This window comes from Rhodococcus sp. PvR099 (genome assembly GCF_017833315.1).
GTDB classification, from domain to species: domain Bacteria; phylum Actinomycetota; class Actinomycetes; order Mycobacteriales; family Mycobacteriaceae; genus Rhodococcus_G; species Rhodococcus_G oryzae.
The window spans coordinates 1,737,328-1,751,313 of the sequence record NZ_JAFIBV010000001.1 but is presented as its reverse complement, the minus strand read 5'-3'; the positions used below and the strand labels follow the sequence as shown (position 1 = coordinate 1,751,313).

The 13,986-nt window shown below is 68.9% G+C and carries 13 protein-coding genes and 1 pseudogene; 10 read left to right on the top strand and 4 right to left on the bottom strand.

Annotated elements, in window-relative coordinates; genetic code table 11:
* The first annotated feature begins 9 nt into the window (after positions 1 to 9).
* Together holA and JOE46_RS26925 are read left to right on the top strand one after the other, a co-directional pair.
* Positions 10 to 984: a DNA polymerase III subunit delta gene (gene holA / locus JOE46_RS07995; protein ID WP_257017420.1), complete on the top strand. Its 975-nt coding sequence runs from the start codon at positions 10 to 12 to the stop codon at positions 982 to 984.
* 12 nt (positions 985 to 996) lie between these two features.
* Positions 997 to 1,318 (top strand): annotated as a pseudogene (locus JOE46_RS26925) (methyltransferase domain-containing protein); the annotation flags it as partial.
* Between the two features lie 77 nt (positions 1,319 to 1,395).
* Here JOE46_RS26925 and rpsT read toward each other — a convergent pair.
* On the bottom strand, positions 1,396 to 1,656 hold the full coding sequence (gene rpsT / locus JOE46_RS07985; protein ID WP_027499933.1) for a 30S ribosomal protein S20: 261 nt from the start codon (positions 1,654 to 1,656) through the stop codon (positions 1,396 to 1,398).
* Positions 1,657 to 1,860: 204 nt separating this feature from the next.
* On the opposite strand from rpsT, the gene JOE46_RS07980 reads away from it, so the two are divergent.
* From JOE46_RS07980 to JOE46_RS07960, 5 genes are all read left to right on the top strand, one after another.
* Entirely contained in the window at positions 1,861 to 3,507 is a 1,647-nt protein-coding gene (locus JOE46_RS07980; RefSeq protein ID WP_209929004.1) for a circularly permuted type 2 ATP-grasp protein, read from the top strand.
* The gene (locus tag JOE46_RS07975) at positions 3,494 to 4,465 is read left to right on the top strand and encodes an alpha-E domain-containing protein (protein ID WP_209926790.1); all 972 of its coding nucleotides are present in this window, start codon (positions 3,494 to 3,496) and stop codon (positions 4,463 to 4,465) included. The genes JOE46_RS07980 and JOE46_RS07975 overlap by 14 nt, the downstream gene beginning before the upstream one ends.
* Positions 4,462 to 5,304 (top strand): transglutaminase family protein, encoded by an 843-nt coding sequence (locus JOE46_RS07970; RefSeq protein ID WP_209926788.1) that lies wholly within the window; start codon positions 4,462 to 4,464, stop codon positions 5,302 to 5,304. Before JOE46_RS07975 ends, JOE46_RS07970 begins: the two co-directional genes overlap by 4 nt.
* Before the next feature lie 54 nt (positions 5,305 to 5,358).
* The gene (locus JOE46_RS07965; protein ID WP_209926786.1) at positions 5,359 to 6,135 is read left to right on the top strand and encodes an aquaporin; all 777 of its coding nucleotides are present in this window, start codon (positions 5,359 to 5,361) and stop codon (positions 6,133 to 6,135) included.
* 122 nt (positions 6,136 to 6,257) lie between these two features.
* Positions 6,258 to 6,665 carry a DUF3224 domain-containing protein gene (locus tag JOE46_RS07960; protein ID WP_097211391.1) on the top strand — a complete coding sequence of 136 codons (408 nt, stop codon included), beginning with the start codon at positions 6,258 to 6,260 and terminating at the stop codon, positions 6,663 to 6,665.
* A gap of 24 nt (positions 6,666 to 6,689) precedes the next feature.
* Here the strand turns inward: JOE46_RS07960 and JOE46_RS07955 are convergent, their stop codons facing one another.
* Positions 6,690 to 7,250 carry a type II toxin-antitoxin system PemK/MazF family toxin gene (locus tag JOE46_RS07955; RefSeq protein ID WP_097211390.1) on the bottom strand — a complete coding sequence of 187 codons (561 nt, stop codon included), beginning with the start codon at positions 7,248 to 7,250 and terminating at the stop codon, positions 6,690 to 6,692.
* Here JOE46_RS07955 and JOE46_RS07950 point away from each other — a divergent pair.
* Entirely contained in the window at positions 7,249 to 7,596 is a 348-nt protein-coding gene (locus tag JOE46_RS07950) for a hypothetical protein (protein WP_143548430.1), read from the top strand. The genes JOE46_RS07955 and JOE46_RS07950 overlap by 2 nt on opposite strands.
* Before the next feature lie 119 nt (positions 7,597 to 7,715).
* On the opposite strand, the gene JOE46_RS07945 is transcribed toward JOE46_RS07950, so the two are convergent.
* On the bottom strand, positions 7,716 to 8,765 hold the full coding sequence (locus JOE46_RS07945; protein WP_097211389.1) for an alpha/beta hydrolase family protein: 1,050 nt from the start codon (positions 8,763 to 8,765) through the stop codon (positions 7,716 to 7,718).
* Between the two features lie 314 nt (positions 8,766 to 9,079).
* Between JOE46_RS07945 and lepA the strand changes: the two genes are divergently transcribed.
* The gene (gene lepA, locus JOE46_RS07940; RefSeq protein ID WP_209926785.1) at positions 9,080 to 10,939 is read left to right on the top strand and encodes a translation elongation factor 4; all 1,860 of its coding nucleotides are present in this window, start codon (positions 9,080 to 9,082) and stop codon (positions 10,937 to 10,939) included.
* Between the two features lie 46 nt (positions 10,940 to 10,985).
* The gene (locus tag JOE46_RS07935) at positions 10,986 to 11,915 is read left to right on the top strand and encodes a nitronate monooxygenase family protein (RefSeq protein ID WP_097211387.1); all 930 of its coding nucleotides are present in this window, start codon (positions 10,986 to 10,988) and stop codon (positions 11,913 to 11,915) included.
* A gap of 31 nt (positions 11,916 to 11,946) precedes the next feature.
* Here the strand turns inward: JOE46_RS07935 and JOE46_RS07930 are convergent, their stop codons facing one another.
* Entirely contained in the window at positions 11,947 to 13,956 is a 2,010-nt protein-coding gene (locus tag JOE46_RS07930; RefSeq protein WP_245220975.1) for a glycoside hydrolase family 15 protein, read from the bottom strand.
* Between the last annotated feature and the right edge of the window lie 30 nt (positions 13,957 to 13,986).

The following is a 13,986-nucleotide window of genomic DNA, read 5'->3' as shown; positions in this document are numbered from 1 at the left end:
GATCTTCGGGTGAGTCCCGCATCCCCAGCCCCCGCGCCGCTCCACCTGGTCCTCGGCGACGAGGAACTCCTGATCGATCGCGCGGTCGCCGGCATCGTCGCCGAGGTCAGGGCCAGCTCGGCGAACGCCGAGGAGCTGCCCGTGACCAGGCTCCGGGCGGGTGACGTGAGCGTCGCCGAATTCGCCGAGCTGCTCAGCCCCTCGTTGTTCGCCGAGGATCGGGTGATCGTGCTCGAGGCCGCCGCCGAGGCGGGAAAGGATGCGGTCGCGCTGGTCCTCGACGCCGCGGCTGCGCCTCCCGAGGGATTCGTCCTGGTCATCCTGCATTCCGGTGGCGGCCGCGCCAAGGCGATGGTGGGGGCGTTGCAGAAGTCCGGCGCCGTCGTCCATGAATGCGCCAGGCTCAGCAAGCAGGGCGAGCGCGCCGACTTCGTGCGCGGCGAGTTCCGCACGGCGGGCGTCCGGGTCTCGCCGGAGGTGATCCAGGCGGTGATCGACGCGGTCGGGTCTGATCTGCGCGAGCTGGCCGCGGCCTGCTCGCAGCTCGCCGCCGATACCGGCGGACTCATCGACGCGGCCGCCGTGCAGAAGTACTACACGGGCAAGGCCGAGGTCTCGGGCTTCGATGTCGCCGAGCTGGCGGTGTCGGGCGACCGAACCGGCGCGATGGAGGCGCTGCGGTGGGCGATGCTGCGGGGCGTCCCGCACGTGCTGCTCGCCGACGCCCTCGCCGATGCCGTGCACACCGTCGCCCGGGTGGGCTCCGCCGGCCGCGGCGACCCGTTCCGGATGGCGTCGGAGCTGGGCATGCCGCCCTGGAAGATCAAGAAGGCGCAGGGGCAGGCGCGCGGCTGGGGCTCCGAGTCCATCGGTGAGGCCCTTGGCGTCGTCGCCCAGCTCAATGCCGACGTCAAGGGCGCGGCCGCGGACCCGGACTATGCCGTGGAGTTCGCGGTGCGGCGCGTCGCCGAGCTGTACAGGTGAACCCCGCGCCCGACGACGGCGGGCTACCTCGATCTGCTCCCGGATGCGGGCTCGCCGCGACCCACGGCGGCTCAGCACGCGATGAACAACCGACTGGTCGCCGCCGTGTACGAGCGGGTCTGGCGTCCGGTCTGGACCGCTGCGATGGGCGCCAACAGATTGTCGGCGGGCGGCGAGCGGGCGAAGGTGGTTGCCGTTCGACGACGGGACGTTCGACGCCGTCTGCTGCTACGCCGCGCTCTACCTCGTCCCCGAGCCGATGACCGTCGTCGACGAGATGATCCGGGTGCTCTCGCCCGGCGGCCGGATCGCAGTGATGACCGGCTACGGCCGTGAGCACCCCAAGCCCTGATTCGGGAACGCGAAAAACCGCCCGGTCATGGACCGGGCGGTTCTGCGAGACGGTTTATGTCAGAGCTTGTTGGCGGCCAGCGCGAGGGCCGACTTCTTGTTGGCAGCCTGGTTGGCGTGGATGACGCCCTTGCTGGCTGCCTTGTCGAGCTTGCGGCTCGCGACCAGGAGGAGCTCGTCGGCCTTCGCCTTGTCGCCCGAGGACGCAGCCTCACGGAAGGAACGGATCGCGGTACGCAGCGAGGACTTCACCGACTGGTTGCGCAGTCGCTGGCGCTCGTTGGTAGCGATCCGCTTCACCTGGGACTTGATGTTGGCCACGCGTAGAATCCTGTCGTTTTCGCTCGGTTTCTTGTCTAAGAAGCTTTGGGCGCACTTGGGCGCCGACGGTCGAGATTACCAGGGACCGGTCCTGGAACCCAAACCGACGCGCATCGCGGGGTGCGAACTATGACGTTGTCGGCTCGCGCTGCCGGTCGCCGCGAGCTGTAGCACCATTGGCCGATGAATCTCCGATCATCGACGATGCCGCAGGTGGCGGCCGAGGCGGGTCCTGTGCAGCGGGGCGGATCGCGGCCGCCTCGCATCTTCGACGGGTACGCCGACATCGGACGATACGCGCTCGCCTACGACGAGATGTTCGACCGGGACGGCAAGATCCGCGCGCCCTACCGTGGGATCCATGCAGCGCTGACACCCTCGGACGCCGCTCACCTCGCCGCCCGCGCCGACGCGCTCGGCCGGGCCTTCATCGATCAGGGCATCACCTTCTCGCTGTCGGGCCAGGAGCGCCCGTTCCCGCTGGACCTGGTGCCGCGGGTGATCGCGGCGGCCGAGTGGTCCCGGCTGGAGCGGGGGATCAAGCAGCGGGTGCAGGCGCTCGAGATGTTCCTCGCCGATGTCTACGGCGAACAGGCGATCCTGCGCGATGAGGTGGTCCCGAAGTCGCTGATCACCTCGTGTGAGCACTTTCACCGCGAGGCATTCGGGATCGTGCCGCCGAACGGGGTGCGCATCCACGTGGCGGGTATCGACCTCGTGCGCGACGCGAACGGGACCTTCCGGGTGCTCGAGGACAACCTCCGCTCGCCGTCGGGGGTGTCCTATGTGATGGAGAACAGGCGGACCATGGCGCGGGTCTTCCCCGACCTGTTCTCCTCTCACCGGGTGCGGGCGGTCGGCGACTATGCGACGCACCTGCTGCGGGCCCTGCGCAACGCGGCGGCGTTGAACGAGGCCGATCCGACCGTGGTTGTGCTCACCCCTGGCGTCGCGAACTCGGCGTACTTCGAGCATTCCCTGCTGGCCCGGCAGATGGGCGTGGAGCTGGTGGAGGGGCGCGACCTGTTCTGCCGCGACAACGTCGTCTACATGCGCAGCACCGAGGGCGAGCGTCAGGTGGACGTGATCTACCGCCGGCTCGACGACGAGTACCTGGACCCGATGCAGTTCCGGCCGGATTCGGTGCTCGGCGTCGCCGGGCTCCTGAACGCCGCGCGCGCCGGGAACGTCGTCATCTCCAGCGCCGTCGGCAACGGTGTCGGCGACGACAAGCTCGTCTACACCTATGTTCCCGCGATCATCGAGTACTACCTCGGGGAGAAGCCGCTGCTGGCCAACGTGGACACCTACCGGTGCTGGCTCGAGGACGAGTGCGCGCAGGTCCTCGATCGGGTCGACGAGCTGGTGATCAAGCCGGTCGAGGGCTCGGGCGGGTACGGGATCGTCTTCGGCCCGGATGCCTCGCCGAAGGAGCTCCGGGCGATCAAGCGCAAGATCCGCGACGACCCGCGCGGTTGGATCGCGCAGCCGGTGGTCCAGCTCTCGACCGTCCCGACGAAGGTCGGCGACGTGCTGGCGCCGCGCCACGTGGACCTGCGGCCGTTCGCGGTGAACGACGGCGAGGACGTCTGGGTCCTGCCCGGGGGTCTGACCAGGGTCGCGTTGCCGGAGGGGTCGCTGGTGGTCAATTCCAGCCAGGGCGGCGGCAGCAAGGACACCTGGGTGCTCGCGAGCCGGACCTCGGACGCGGAGCGCGAGCTGGCGGGCGCCGAGCTGGTGGGTGAACCGTCGCGGGCCGGGCAGACCGAGCAGGGGCCGGAGCTGTCCACAGGACAGCAACAGCAGCAACAACAGCAGCAGGGTGGGGTGGGGGACGATGCTGGCGCGTAATGCCGAGTCGCTGTACTGGATCGGGCGCTATGTCGAGCGCGCCGACGACACCGCCCGCATCCTCGATGTCGCCGTGCACCAGTTGTTCGAGGACTCCACGGTCGACGCCGACCGGTCCTCGCGGCTGCTGCTGCGGGTGCTGGGGATCTCGCCGCCGGAGGGTGCGCTCGACGTGTGGTCGGTCACCGACCTGGTCGCGTTCAGCCGCGACCAGGGTGGATCGATCGTCGACTCCCTTGCGCATGCCCGCGAGAATGCAAGGGGCGCACGGGAGGTGACGTCGAGCGAGATGTGGGAGTGCCTGAACACCACCTACAACGGCCTCGCCGCGCGCGAGGAGGCCGCTCGGCGTCTCGGCCCGCACGAGTTCTTCAGGTACGTCGAGGGCCGCGCCGCGATGTTCGCCGGGCTGGCGGATTCCACCCTCAGTCGCGACGACGGCTACCGGTTCCTGCTCCTCGGCCGGTCCGTCGAACGGGTGGACATGATCGTGCGGCTGCTGCTCTCGCGGGCGGGGGACCGTACCAGCTCGCCCGCCTGGGTGACGGTGCTGCGGTCGGCGGGAGCCCAGGACACCTACCTGCGGACCTACCGCGGCGCCCTCGATGCGCGTCGAGTGGTCGAGTTCATCCTCCTGGACCGGCTCTTCCCGCGGTCCGTGTTCCACGCCCTCCGGCAGGCCGAGCAGTGCCTCGACGAACTCGACCACCGGCCGCACAGCCGGGTCGGCTCGCGCGCCGAGGCCCAGAGGTTGCTCGGCAGGGCCAGGAGCGAGCTGGAGTTCCTGCCGCCGGGGGTGCTGATGGAGGACCTGCAGGCCAGGCTGGTGTCGCTGCAGGAGACGTGCCGCGAGCTGGGGGAGGCCATCGCGTTGCAGTACTTCCACTCCGCGCCGTGGGTGGCGTGGACCGACGCGGGGGCCAGGAGCGGCGACTCGACGCTGGAGGGGGAGCTATGAGCTGGCGGCTGCGGGTGGTGCACACCACCGGATTCGCGTACAACGCGCCGGTGACCTCCTCCTACAACGAGGCCCGGCTCACCCCGAGGAGCGATCATCGGCAGAACGTGATCCTCAACCGTGTCGAGACGGCCCCGGCGACCAGGTGGTACCGGTACACCGACTACTGGGGTACCGCGGTCACCGCGTTCGACCTGCACGCCCCGCACACCACGCTGGAGGTCTCGGGATCGTCGGTGGTGGAGACCGATCCCTTCGCCGCACCCACGGAGACCGTGACGTGGGCGCAGCTCGAGGGTGCGTATCTGCGCGACAGGTTCGGTGAATTGCTCAGCGACACAGCCTATGTGCCGGGAAGTCGCAAGCTCGCTGCCGTCGCCAGGGACCTGCGCAAGGGGTGCGGGCCCGCAGAAGCGGTTGTGGCGGCGTCCAATTGGGTGCACGAGGAGATGTCCTACGTGCCGGGCACGACGGGGGTGCACACGTCGGCGTTGCAGGCCTGGGACGAGCGGGCCGGGGTGTGCCAGGACTACGCGCACCTGACGCTGCTGTTGCTGCGGAGCATGGGCATCCCCAGTCGCTACGTGTCCGGCTACCTGCATCCGAAACGTTCCGCCGCACTGGGGGACACCGTGGAGGGCGAGAGCCACGCCTGGGTGGAGGCCTGGACGGGGGAGTGGTGGGGGCATGACCCGACCAATGCCGTCGAGGTCAACGAGCAGCACGTATCGGTGGCCGTGGGCAGGGATTACGCCGATGTCCCACCGCTCAAGGGGATCTACTCCGGCGGCGGCTCGACAGACCTCGATGTTGTTGTGGAGATCACCCGCCTCGCGTAGCGTCCCGAAATGATCTTGTCCTTGCATATGACCCTATTTCACTGAAGGTGGAACATGTCTCCGACTGCACAGGAAATATCTGAGAAGGAACCGATCTCGGACGTCAAGAAGTACGTCGCCGAGGGCATCGGCACGTTCGTCTTGGTGTTCACATCGGTGGGCACCGCGGTGATCGCGGGCGACAAGGTCGGCAACCTCGGCGTCGCCCTGGCGTTCGGCCTCACCCTGCTCTTCCTCGTGTATTCGATCGGACCCATCTCGGGCTGCCACGTGAACCCGGCCGTCACCTTCGGGCACTTCCTGCTCGGCCGCATATCCGTGGCCAAGGCGGGCCTGTACGTGGCCGCCCAGGTTCTCGGCGGCGTGCTCGCCGGCGTCGTCCTCTACTCGGTGGCCAAGTCGCTGCCCTCCTACAACCGCGCCGCGTCGGGGCTCGGTGCGAACGGGTGGGGTGCGCACAGCCCGTCGGCGATCAAGGGTCCGCTGGGCATCGGGGTGCTGGAGAACGGGTACGGCCTCGCCGCGATGATCGTGATCGAGGTGCTCCTCACCGCGCTGCTGGTGTTCGTGGTCATGGCCTCGACCGACCAGATCTCGGACGTGCCGCTGGCGGGCATCTCGATCGGCTTCACCCTCGCGGTGATCCACCTGGTGTCGATCCCGATCGACAACACCTCGGTGAACCCGGCCCGCAGCATCGCGGTGGCGCCCTACCAGGATGGCGCGCTCGGCCAGCTGTGGGCGTTCATCGTGTTCCCGCTGATCGGCGGCGCGCTCGGCGCGCTGGCCTACCGCGGGGTGTTCGGTCGATACGACCGGATCAACATCTAGCGGGACCCGAACCCACGATCCGAAGGACCCCCGACGCGGATAGCGTCGGGGGTCCTTCGTCCGTGTCGCGGCGTCGCGTTTGTTCAAGCGCGGTGTCGGTGGACCGTCCTACGCTGCATGTCATGCAGGCAGACAGCACCTTCTCCGTGACCTCGTTCGAACCGACCGAGTACACCTCCCCGATCCAGACCGGACTCGACGTCGGGTACACGTACATGACCAAGACCTTCACCGGCGACATCGAAGGCACCTCGCGGACCCAGTTCACCTCCGCGTTCTCCCAGGAGACCGGCGTGGGCACCTACCTCGCGATGGAATCGTTCGAGGGGTCGATCGGCGACCGCCGCGGCACCTTCAACTTCGCGCACATGGCCACCACGGACGGCGCCGACCGCAGCCACCACCAGCTCGTCGTGGTCCCCACCAGCGGGACCGGCGACCTGGCGGGGATCACCGGGACCGGCGAGCTCCTCGTCGACGCGGACGGCACCCACCGGCTGCGGCTCGACGTGGAGTTCGCCGGCAACTGATCAGGGTGGCGGGCCGGAAGTGCCTCAGCTCCAGCTGAAGTCGGCCCGCAGGCGGGTCGCGACCTGCTCGAACCGGCGCTGATCGAGGATGGCGCCCTCGCGGCGGATGCCGGCCTCGGGGACGTCGAGCACCCGGTCGAGGCGCACCCAGCTCGGGCGGCCGGCGCTGTCCCAGGAGCCGGCGCCGACTCCCATCCAGTTCCGGTCGCCGTCCCGATCGGCGTTCGAGGACAGCATCAGGCCGAGCAGGGTCTCGCCGTCGCGCCCGACGACCAGGACCGGCCGGTCCTTGCCCTGGTGTGCGTCCTCCTCGTAGGTCACCCAGGTCCACACGACCTCGCCCGGGTCGGCCCGGCCGTCGAGGTCGGGGGAGTACTCGACCCGGCGGGCGCGGTGCGCGGTCGGCACCGCGGTGGAGGACACCGGTCGTCCGGGCTTGAGGGGCGGCTTCGGCGTCGGGGCCTGCTCGACACGGGCCTTGCCGGGCAACACTCCCGAGCGTTGCAGCTCCTTGAACAGGCGGGGGCCCTCGCGCAGCGCGATGCTCCCGAGTTGCTTGCCGATCTGCGTCCAGCTTCGTGCCATGCGTCCAACCTATCTGCGCGGCGCGGATCGGCATCGATCGGCCGCATCGGATCCACGCAACGGGCTGCACCATCCGATTTCGATACCTCTGGGTCCTTCTGTAGCGGGTGCTGCCGGACGAGAATGGACTCGTCAGGATTTCCCGGCGATGTCGGGAACAATCCAAGGATTGGGAGAGATCATGCTCGGCCTCTTTTTGGGTCTGGGCAGCACCGCCCTCGCGCTGGGTCTGGGTGTGGGCTTAGCCCTCACCATCGGACTCGCCCTCGGCAGCGCGGCGCTCGGGCTCGGCTTGCTGATCAGCGACGCAGCCATCAAATACGACATCGACGAACTCGAAGACTGACCGACACATCGTCGGCGACCTCATCGTCATGGGGTGATATGCCAACCGAGGATCCAACTTCACAACTGCGCGGCTTCACAACTGCGCGGCAGGGGCGCTGAATATGCTTGTGCGCGTTGTCATGCGCCGAGAGCGGCCGACAACAGCTGCCAGGACGCATGCAGGTCGTCCTGCCAGTAGCCCCACGAGTGACTGCCCGGTGCGCCGAGTTCGACGGTGGCGGGGATCCCGAGCGCTGCGAGCCGGTCGGCCAGCTGGCGGGTGCACTGATCGGTGGCCGCTTCGATGACGCCACCCACCGCAACCTGGGCGCCCAATGCGATGGGGTTGCCGCCGATCCGGGGATTGTCGAGGGTGTCGTGTGGACCCGGTAACCCGGTCCGGTTGGAGATGTACAACGCGATCCCGCGCAGCCTCTCGGCCTGCAGATACGCGTCGTTGGCCACCCAATCGGGGTCCGTGTAGGGACCCCACATGTTCGTCGTGGCGCCACCCCCGGCCCCAACTACCAGCTCCACATACGCGCGGCCCGGAGGAGCGCTCGTGTGCGCACAGCCGCTGAATGCGGCAGCGCCCCGATACAGGGACGGCGCCATCTCCGCGAGCGTCAACACCGCGCTGCCCGACGTGGACAGCCCGGCAATTGCGTTGCGCCCGTTCGCGCCCAGCGTCGCATCGACGATCGGCGGGAGTTCCCTGGTGAGGAAGGTGGTCCACTTGTTCACCCCGAGCGCCGGGTCTGGCCGCTGCCAGTCGGTGTAGTAGCTGAACTTCCCCCCGACCGGAGTGACCACGTTGACGTTCTTGTCCGCGAAGAAGGCGACCGCGTCGGACTGCGCCTGCCAGGTTGCCGCGTCCTCACCCCCGCCCGCGCCGTTGAGCAGGTACAGCGTCGGTCGCGGTGAGGAGGTGTCGGCCGGGCGGATCACCTCCAACTGGATCGTCCTGTCCATCGCCGCGGAGTGGACGTACACGTTCCACTGCCGGCCGCCGGTCCTGTCGATGTGATCGAGATACGAGCCTGTCCCGCTCTGGAGCGCCGAGCGATCGGGGCTCGCCGCGGCGGGCGACCCCCCGGCCAGCCACGAGGTGGCGACGATCAGCACGACAAGCTGCGCCCACCATCGGGGACTCGTGACCGCTGCGCACCTGACCTGTTCATGGACCATGCGCCACCACACTCCCTCAGACCGCACGCATCGGATAGCTGAGTGCACCACTCAACGGCGAGGAACTCTGACCACGATCATCTCGCATTCGCAGGCCCGAAGGAATGCTCTTGGCAGGTGCATCGGCGAAGATGGTGGCTCACTATCTCGGCCGGGCATCGGCAGCTGTCACACTAGACGTCTACGCACACCTGTGGTCCGGCGACGACGATCGCGCGCGGGACGCAATGGATATGGTTCTGGTGCGGGACCAGTGCGGGACGGACACACCGGCCGGTGCAGCTTCAGTGAGTGAGTGAGATGAGGAAAAGGGCTTGACCAGCAACTTTGCGGAGACCACGTTCACGGATCCCACGCGGATCCGGAACTTCTGCATCATCGCGCACATCGACCACGGCAAGTCGACTCTCGCGGACCGGATGCTGCAGCTCACCGGAGTGGTCGATCCGCGGCAGATGCGCGCCCAGTACCTGGACCGGATGGACATCGAGCGCGAGCGCGGCATCACCATCAAGGCGCAGAACGTGCGGCTGCCCTGGGTTGTCGAGAACGAGGACGGCACCAAGGAAGAGATCGTCCTGCACCTGATCGACACGCCCGGTCACGTCGACTTCACCTACGAGGTGTCCCGCGCGCTGGAGGCCTGCGAGGGCGCCGTGCTGCTGGTGGACGCCGCGCAGGGCATCGAGGCGCAGACGCTGGCGAACCTGTACCTGGCGATGGAGAAGGACCTCACCATCATCCCGGTCCTCAACAAGATCGACCTGCCCGCGGCCGATCCCGACCGCTACGCCGAGGAGATCGCGCACATCACCGGCTGCGAGCCGGGCGACGTGCTGCGGGTCTCGGGCAAGACCGGTGTCGGCGTCAAGGAACTGCTCGACGAGGTCGTCAAGAAGGTCCCGGCTCCGGTCGGGAACGCGGACGGCCCTGCGCGCGCGATGATCTTCGACTCCGTGTACGACGCGTACCGCGGCGTGGTCACCTACGTCCGCGTGGTGGACGGGCGGATCACCCCGCGCGAGAAGATCACCATGATGTCCACCGGCACCACCCACGAGCTGCTCGAGGTCGGCATCATCTCGCCCGAGCCCAAGCCGAGCATCGGCCTCGGTGTCGGCGAGGTGGGCTACCTGATCACCGGCGTCAAGGACGTCCGCCAGTCCCGTGTCGGCGACACCGTCACCGCCGCGCGCAACGGCGCCACCGAGCCGCTCGTCGGCTATCGCGATCCCAAGCCGATGGTGTACTCCGGCCTGTACCCGATGGACGGCTCCGACTACCCGGTGCTGCGCGACGCGCTCGACAAGCTGCGGCTCAACGACGCGGCGCTGGCGTACGAGCCGGAAACCTCTGTGGCCCTTGGGTTCGGTTTCCGCTGCGGGTTCCTCGGGCTGCTGCACATGGAGATCACCCGGGACCGGCTCGAGCGCGAGTTCGGCCTCGACCTCATCTCGACGGCGCCCAACGTGGTCTACCGCGTGGTGATGGAGGACGGCTCCGAGCACGAGGTCACCAACCCGTCGTACTGGCCGGAGGGCCGGGTGCGCGAGGTGTACGAGCCGATGGCCAAGTGCACCGTCATCGCGCCGAGCGAGTACACCGGCCCGATCATGGAGCTGTGCCAGAGCCGTCGCGGCGAGCTCGGCGGCATGGACTACCTCTCCGAGACCCGGGTCGAGCTGCGCTACACGCTGCCGATGGGCGAGATCATGTTCGACTTCTTCGACTCGCTGAAGTCGCGCACCAAGGGCTACGCCAGCCTCGACTACGAGGAGTCCGGCGAGCAGCAGGCCGCCCTGGTGAAGGTGGACATCCTGCTGCAGGGCGAGGCGGTCGACGCGTTCAGCGCGATCGTGCACAAGGACGCCGCGTTCGCCTACGGCAACAAGATGACCACCAAGCTGCGCGAGCTGATCCCGCGCCAGCAATTCGAGGTGCCGATCCAGGCCGCGATCGGCGCGAAGATCATTGCGCGCGAGAACATTCGCGCGATCCGCAAGGACGTGCTCGCCAAGTGCTACGGCGGCGACATCAGCCGTAAGCGCAAGCTGCTCGAGAAGCAGAAGGAGGGCAAGAAGCGGATGAAGACCATCGGTCGTGTCGAGGTCCCGCAGGAGGCCTTCGTGGCGGCGCTGTCCAACGAGTCGGTGGCGGACAAGCCGAAGAAGTAGGCGCCGCGCGCACAGGCGGCGTAGCCGCGACAGGAGAGGAATCGGCATGCTCGAGACCTGGCTGACCAGGGAACTGCGGATCGAGGTGCCGATCCTCGGCGCGCCGATGGGCGGCAGGGCAGGCGGCGAACTGACCGGCGAGGTGTCCAAGGCGGGGGGCCTCGGGCTGCTCGGCGCGGCGCGGTACGCGACCCCGCAGTGGGTGGCCGAGGAGGCGGCGGTGGCCCGCCGCATCGGCGGGCGGTTCGGCGTCGGGCTGATGACGTGGGCACTCGACGACGACGACACCCTGCTCGACGCGGCGCTGGCTGAGGAGCCGGTGCTGGTGTCGCTGTCCTTCGGCGACCCGGCCGCCTACGTGCCGCGGGTGCACGCCGCGGGTATCCCTGTCGTGTCCCAGGTGAACACGCTCGAGGACCTGCGGGTCGCCGAGGCTGCCGGGGTGGACCTGGTGATCGCCCAGGGCGGCGAGGCGGGCGGGCACACCGGCCAGATCGGCACCCTGCCGCTGCTGCAGGAACTGCTCGACGCGACGGACCTGCCGGTGGTCGCGGCCGGTGGCATCGGCACGGGGCGCGGGCTGGCGGCGGTCATCGCCGCGGGCGCGGAGGGCGCGCTGATCGGCACCGCCCTGCTGGCCAGCCCGGAGACCATCGGACCCGGCTATGCCCGCGAGCGGGTGGTCGAGGCCGGCAGCGCCGACACCGTGTACACCTCCGTCTTCGATCAGGCCCGTAGTCAGCCGTGGCCGAGCCGCTGGGGCGGCCGGGCGATCGCGAACGAGTTCACCGAGGCCTGGCACGGCGCCGACGGGTCCGAGGAGACCCTCGCGGAGGCCTACGACCCGAACGACCCCGACCTCGGCGTCGTGTACGCCGGTGAGGCCGTCGGCCTGGTGCACTCGGCCCGTCCGGCGGGCGAGGTCGTTCGGTGGATCGCGGACGATGCGGAGCGGCTGCTACGCCGGTTTGCCTGACGAAGCCCTGGCGGGCCGACCCGCGGCGTTCTCAGGTCGGGCCGTGCGCGGGCTGGAAGGTACCGGTGTCGCCGGCCTCCTCGGCCCTGATCACGTGCACCACCGCGTTGATCAGCGCCAGGTGGGTGAAGGCCTGGGGGAAGTTCCCCAGGTGCCTGCCGGTCCGCGGATCGATCTCCTCGGCATACAGCTTGAGAGGGCTGGCGAACCCGAGCAGCCGCTCGCACAGGCGCTTGGCGCGTGACAGTTCGCCGATCTCGACCAGCGCCGACACCAGCCAGAACGAGCAGATGGTGAACGTGCCCTCCTCGCCGGACAGGCCGTCGTCGGTGGTCTCCACCCGGTACCGCAGCACCAGACCGTCGTCGGTCAACTCGTCGGCGATGGCAAGCACGGTGGCGCGCACCCGGTGGTCGTGCGAGGGCAGGAAGCGCAGCAACGGCACCAGCAGCAGCGAGGCGTCGAGCGAATCGTCGCCGTAGCGCTGTGTGAAGACGCCCCGGTCGTCCACCCCGTGTTCGAGGATGTCGTCCTTGATCTCGTCGGCGATCCGCGCCCACTGCTCGGCATACGCCTTCTCGCCGTGCAGGATCGCCAGCTTGCTGCCGCGGTCGAGGGCCACCCAGCACATCACCTTCGAGGAGGTGAAGTGCTGCGGTTCGCCGCGCACCTCCCAGATCCCGCGGTCGGGCTGACGCCAATGCTCGATCGCCTCCTCGACCTGCCGTTTGAGCAGCGGCCACAGCGATTCGGGGACCCGGTCGCGCGAGCGCACGTGCAGGTACACCGAGTCGAGCATGGTGCCCCAGATGTCGTGCTGGTTCTGGTTGTATGCGCCGTTGCCGATGCGCACCGGGCGGGCCCCGTCGTATCCGGACAGGTGGCCGAGCTCCTCCTCCTCGAGGGTCTTCTCGCCGCCGATCCCGTACATCACCTGCAGCGGGTTCGGGTGACCGTCCTCGGACCGGGACACGTCGTAGATGAACGAGAAGAAGTCGTTGGCCTCCCGGTCGAGGCCGAGGGTGTACAGGCCCCACAGTGCGAAGGTGGAGTCGCGCACCCACGCATAGCGGTAGTCCCAGTTGCGCTCGCCGCCAGGGGTTTCCGGCAGGGAGGTGGTGCAGGCGGCGAGCAGCGCACCGGTCGGGCTGTAGGTCAGGCCCTTGAGGGCGAGCGCGCTGCGCTGCAGGTAGCCGCGCCACGGGTGGTCGGGGAAGCGGCCGATGGTGATCCACTGGCGCCAGCACTCCGCGGTCTGCCACATCTTGTCCGCGGCCTCCTCGAAGGTGCCGGGCGCGGGCACGTCCGCCCAGGACAGGGCGACGAAGCCGTTGTCGCCCTCCCGCATCCGGGTCCGGATCCGCGCCTCACGGCCCTCGAGTCCGAGTTTGAAGTTGGTGGTCAGCCGCAGGGTGGGGTGCGCGCCGAGGAGGCTGCCGTCGCAGGTGGCGGTGGCCTCCTCGTAGACCTTGCCCGTGTACTCCCACTTCGCGGCGGCGCGGTGGTAGTCGAAGGCGGGCTCGCAGCTCATCTCCAGCTCGATGGTCCCGCTGACGCACTTGATGGTCCGCAACAGGATGCCCTCGGCATCCCAGTCGGTCGGGGTGCGCCGATGGGTCTTCGAGCGCTCCTGGGTGTTGTGCCACGGGCCCATCACCAGGGCATCGCGCACGATGAGCCAGCCGGTCTCGGTCTGCCACGTGGTCTCGACGATCAGCCCGCCCGGCAGGTAGCGCCTGGCCGCGGGCACGTTCTGCCCGTAGGGGCCGATCCGGAAGTGGCCCGCGCTCCGATCGAGGACCGCACCGAAGACGCTCGGCGAATCGGGGCGGGGCACGCACATCCACTCGACCGAGCCGTTGCGGGCGATCAGGCAGGTGGTCTCGCAGTCGGAGAGGAATGCGTAGTCGTCGATGGGCGGGAAGGTGCGGCGATGGTGCTCCAGGTCGATGCGCGCAGGCAGGTTCGCGGGCACCACCTCGCCGTTTGTGAGCGCCTCGGTGTCATCGAGTGGGGCCATCTGATCATCGAGTTGGGCCATCTCATCATCATCTGCCCGACGGGCGTGGGC

Bases quoted from the DNA above. Each gene is read 5' to 3' on its own strand.
- JOE46_RS07950 (WP_143548430.1), top strand. From the start codon at position 7,249: ATGCGTCCAACCTATCTGCGCGGCGCGGATCGGCATCGATCGGCCGCA.
- JOE46_RS07955 (WP_097211390.1), bottom strand. From the start codon at position 7,250: ATGGCACGAAGCTGGACGCAGATCGGCAAGCAACTCGGGAGCATCGCG.
- JOE46_RS07935 (WP_097211387.1), top strand. From the start codon at position 10,986: ATGCTCGAGACCTGGCTGACCAGGGAACTGCGGATCGAGGTGCCGATC.
- JOE46_RS07980 (WP_209929004.1), top strand. From the start codon at position 1,861: ATGCCGCAGGTGGCGGCCGAGGCGGGTCCTGTGCAGCGGGGCGGATCG.
- JOE46_RS07975 (WP_209926790.1), top strand. From the start codon at position 3,494: ATGCTGGCGCGTAATGCCGAGTCGCTGTACTGGATCGGGCGCTATGTC.
- JOE46_RS07945 (WP_097211389.1), bottom strand. From the start codon at position 8,765: ATGGTCCATGAACAGGTCAGGTGCGCAGCGGTCACGAGTCCCCGATGG.
- JOE46_RS07930 (WP_245220975.1), bottom strand. From the start codon at position 13,956: ATGGCCCAACTCGATGATCAGATGGCCCCACTCGATGACACCGAGGCG.
- JOE46_RS07970 (WP_209926788.1), top strand. From the start codon at position 4,462: ATGAGCTGGCGGCTGCGGGTGGTGCACACCACCGGATTCGCGTACAAC.
- JOE46_RS07965 (WP_209926786.1), top strand. From the start codon at position 5,359: ATGTCTCCGACTGCACAGGAAATATCTGAGAAGGAACCGATCTCGGAC.
- JOE46_RS07960 (WP_097211391.1), top strand. From the start codon at position 6,258: ATGCAGGCAGACAGCACCTTCTCCGTGACCTCGTTCGAACCGACCGAG.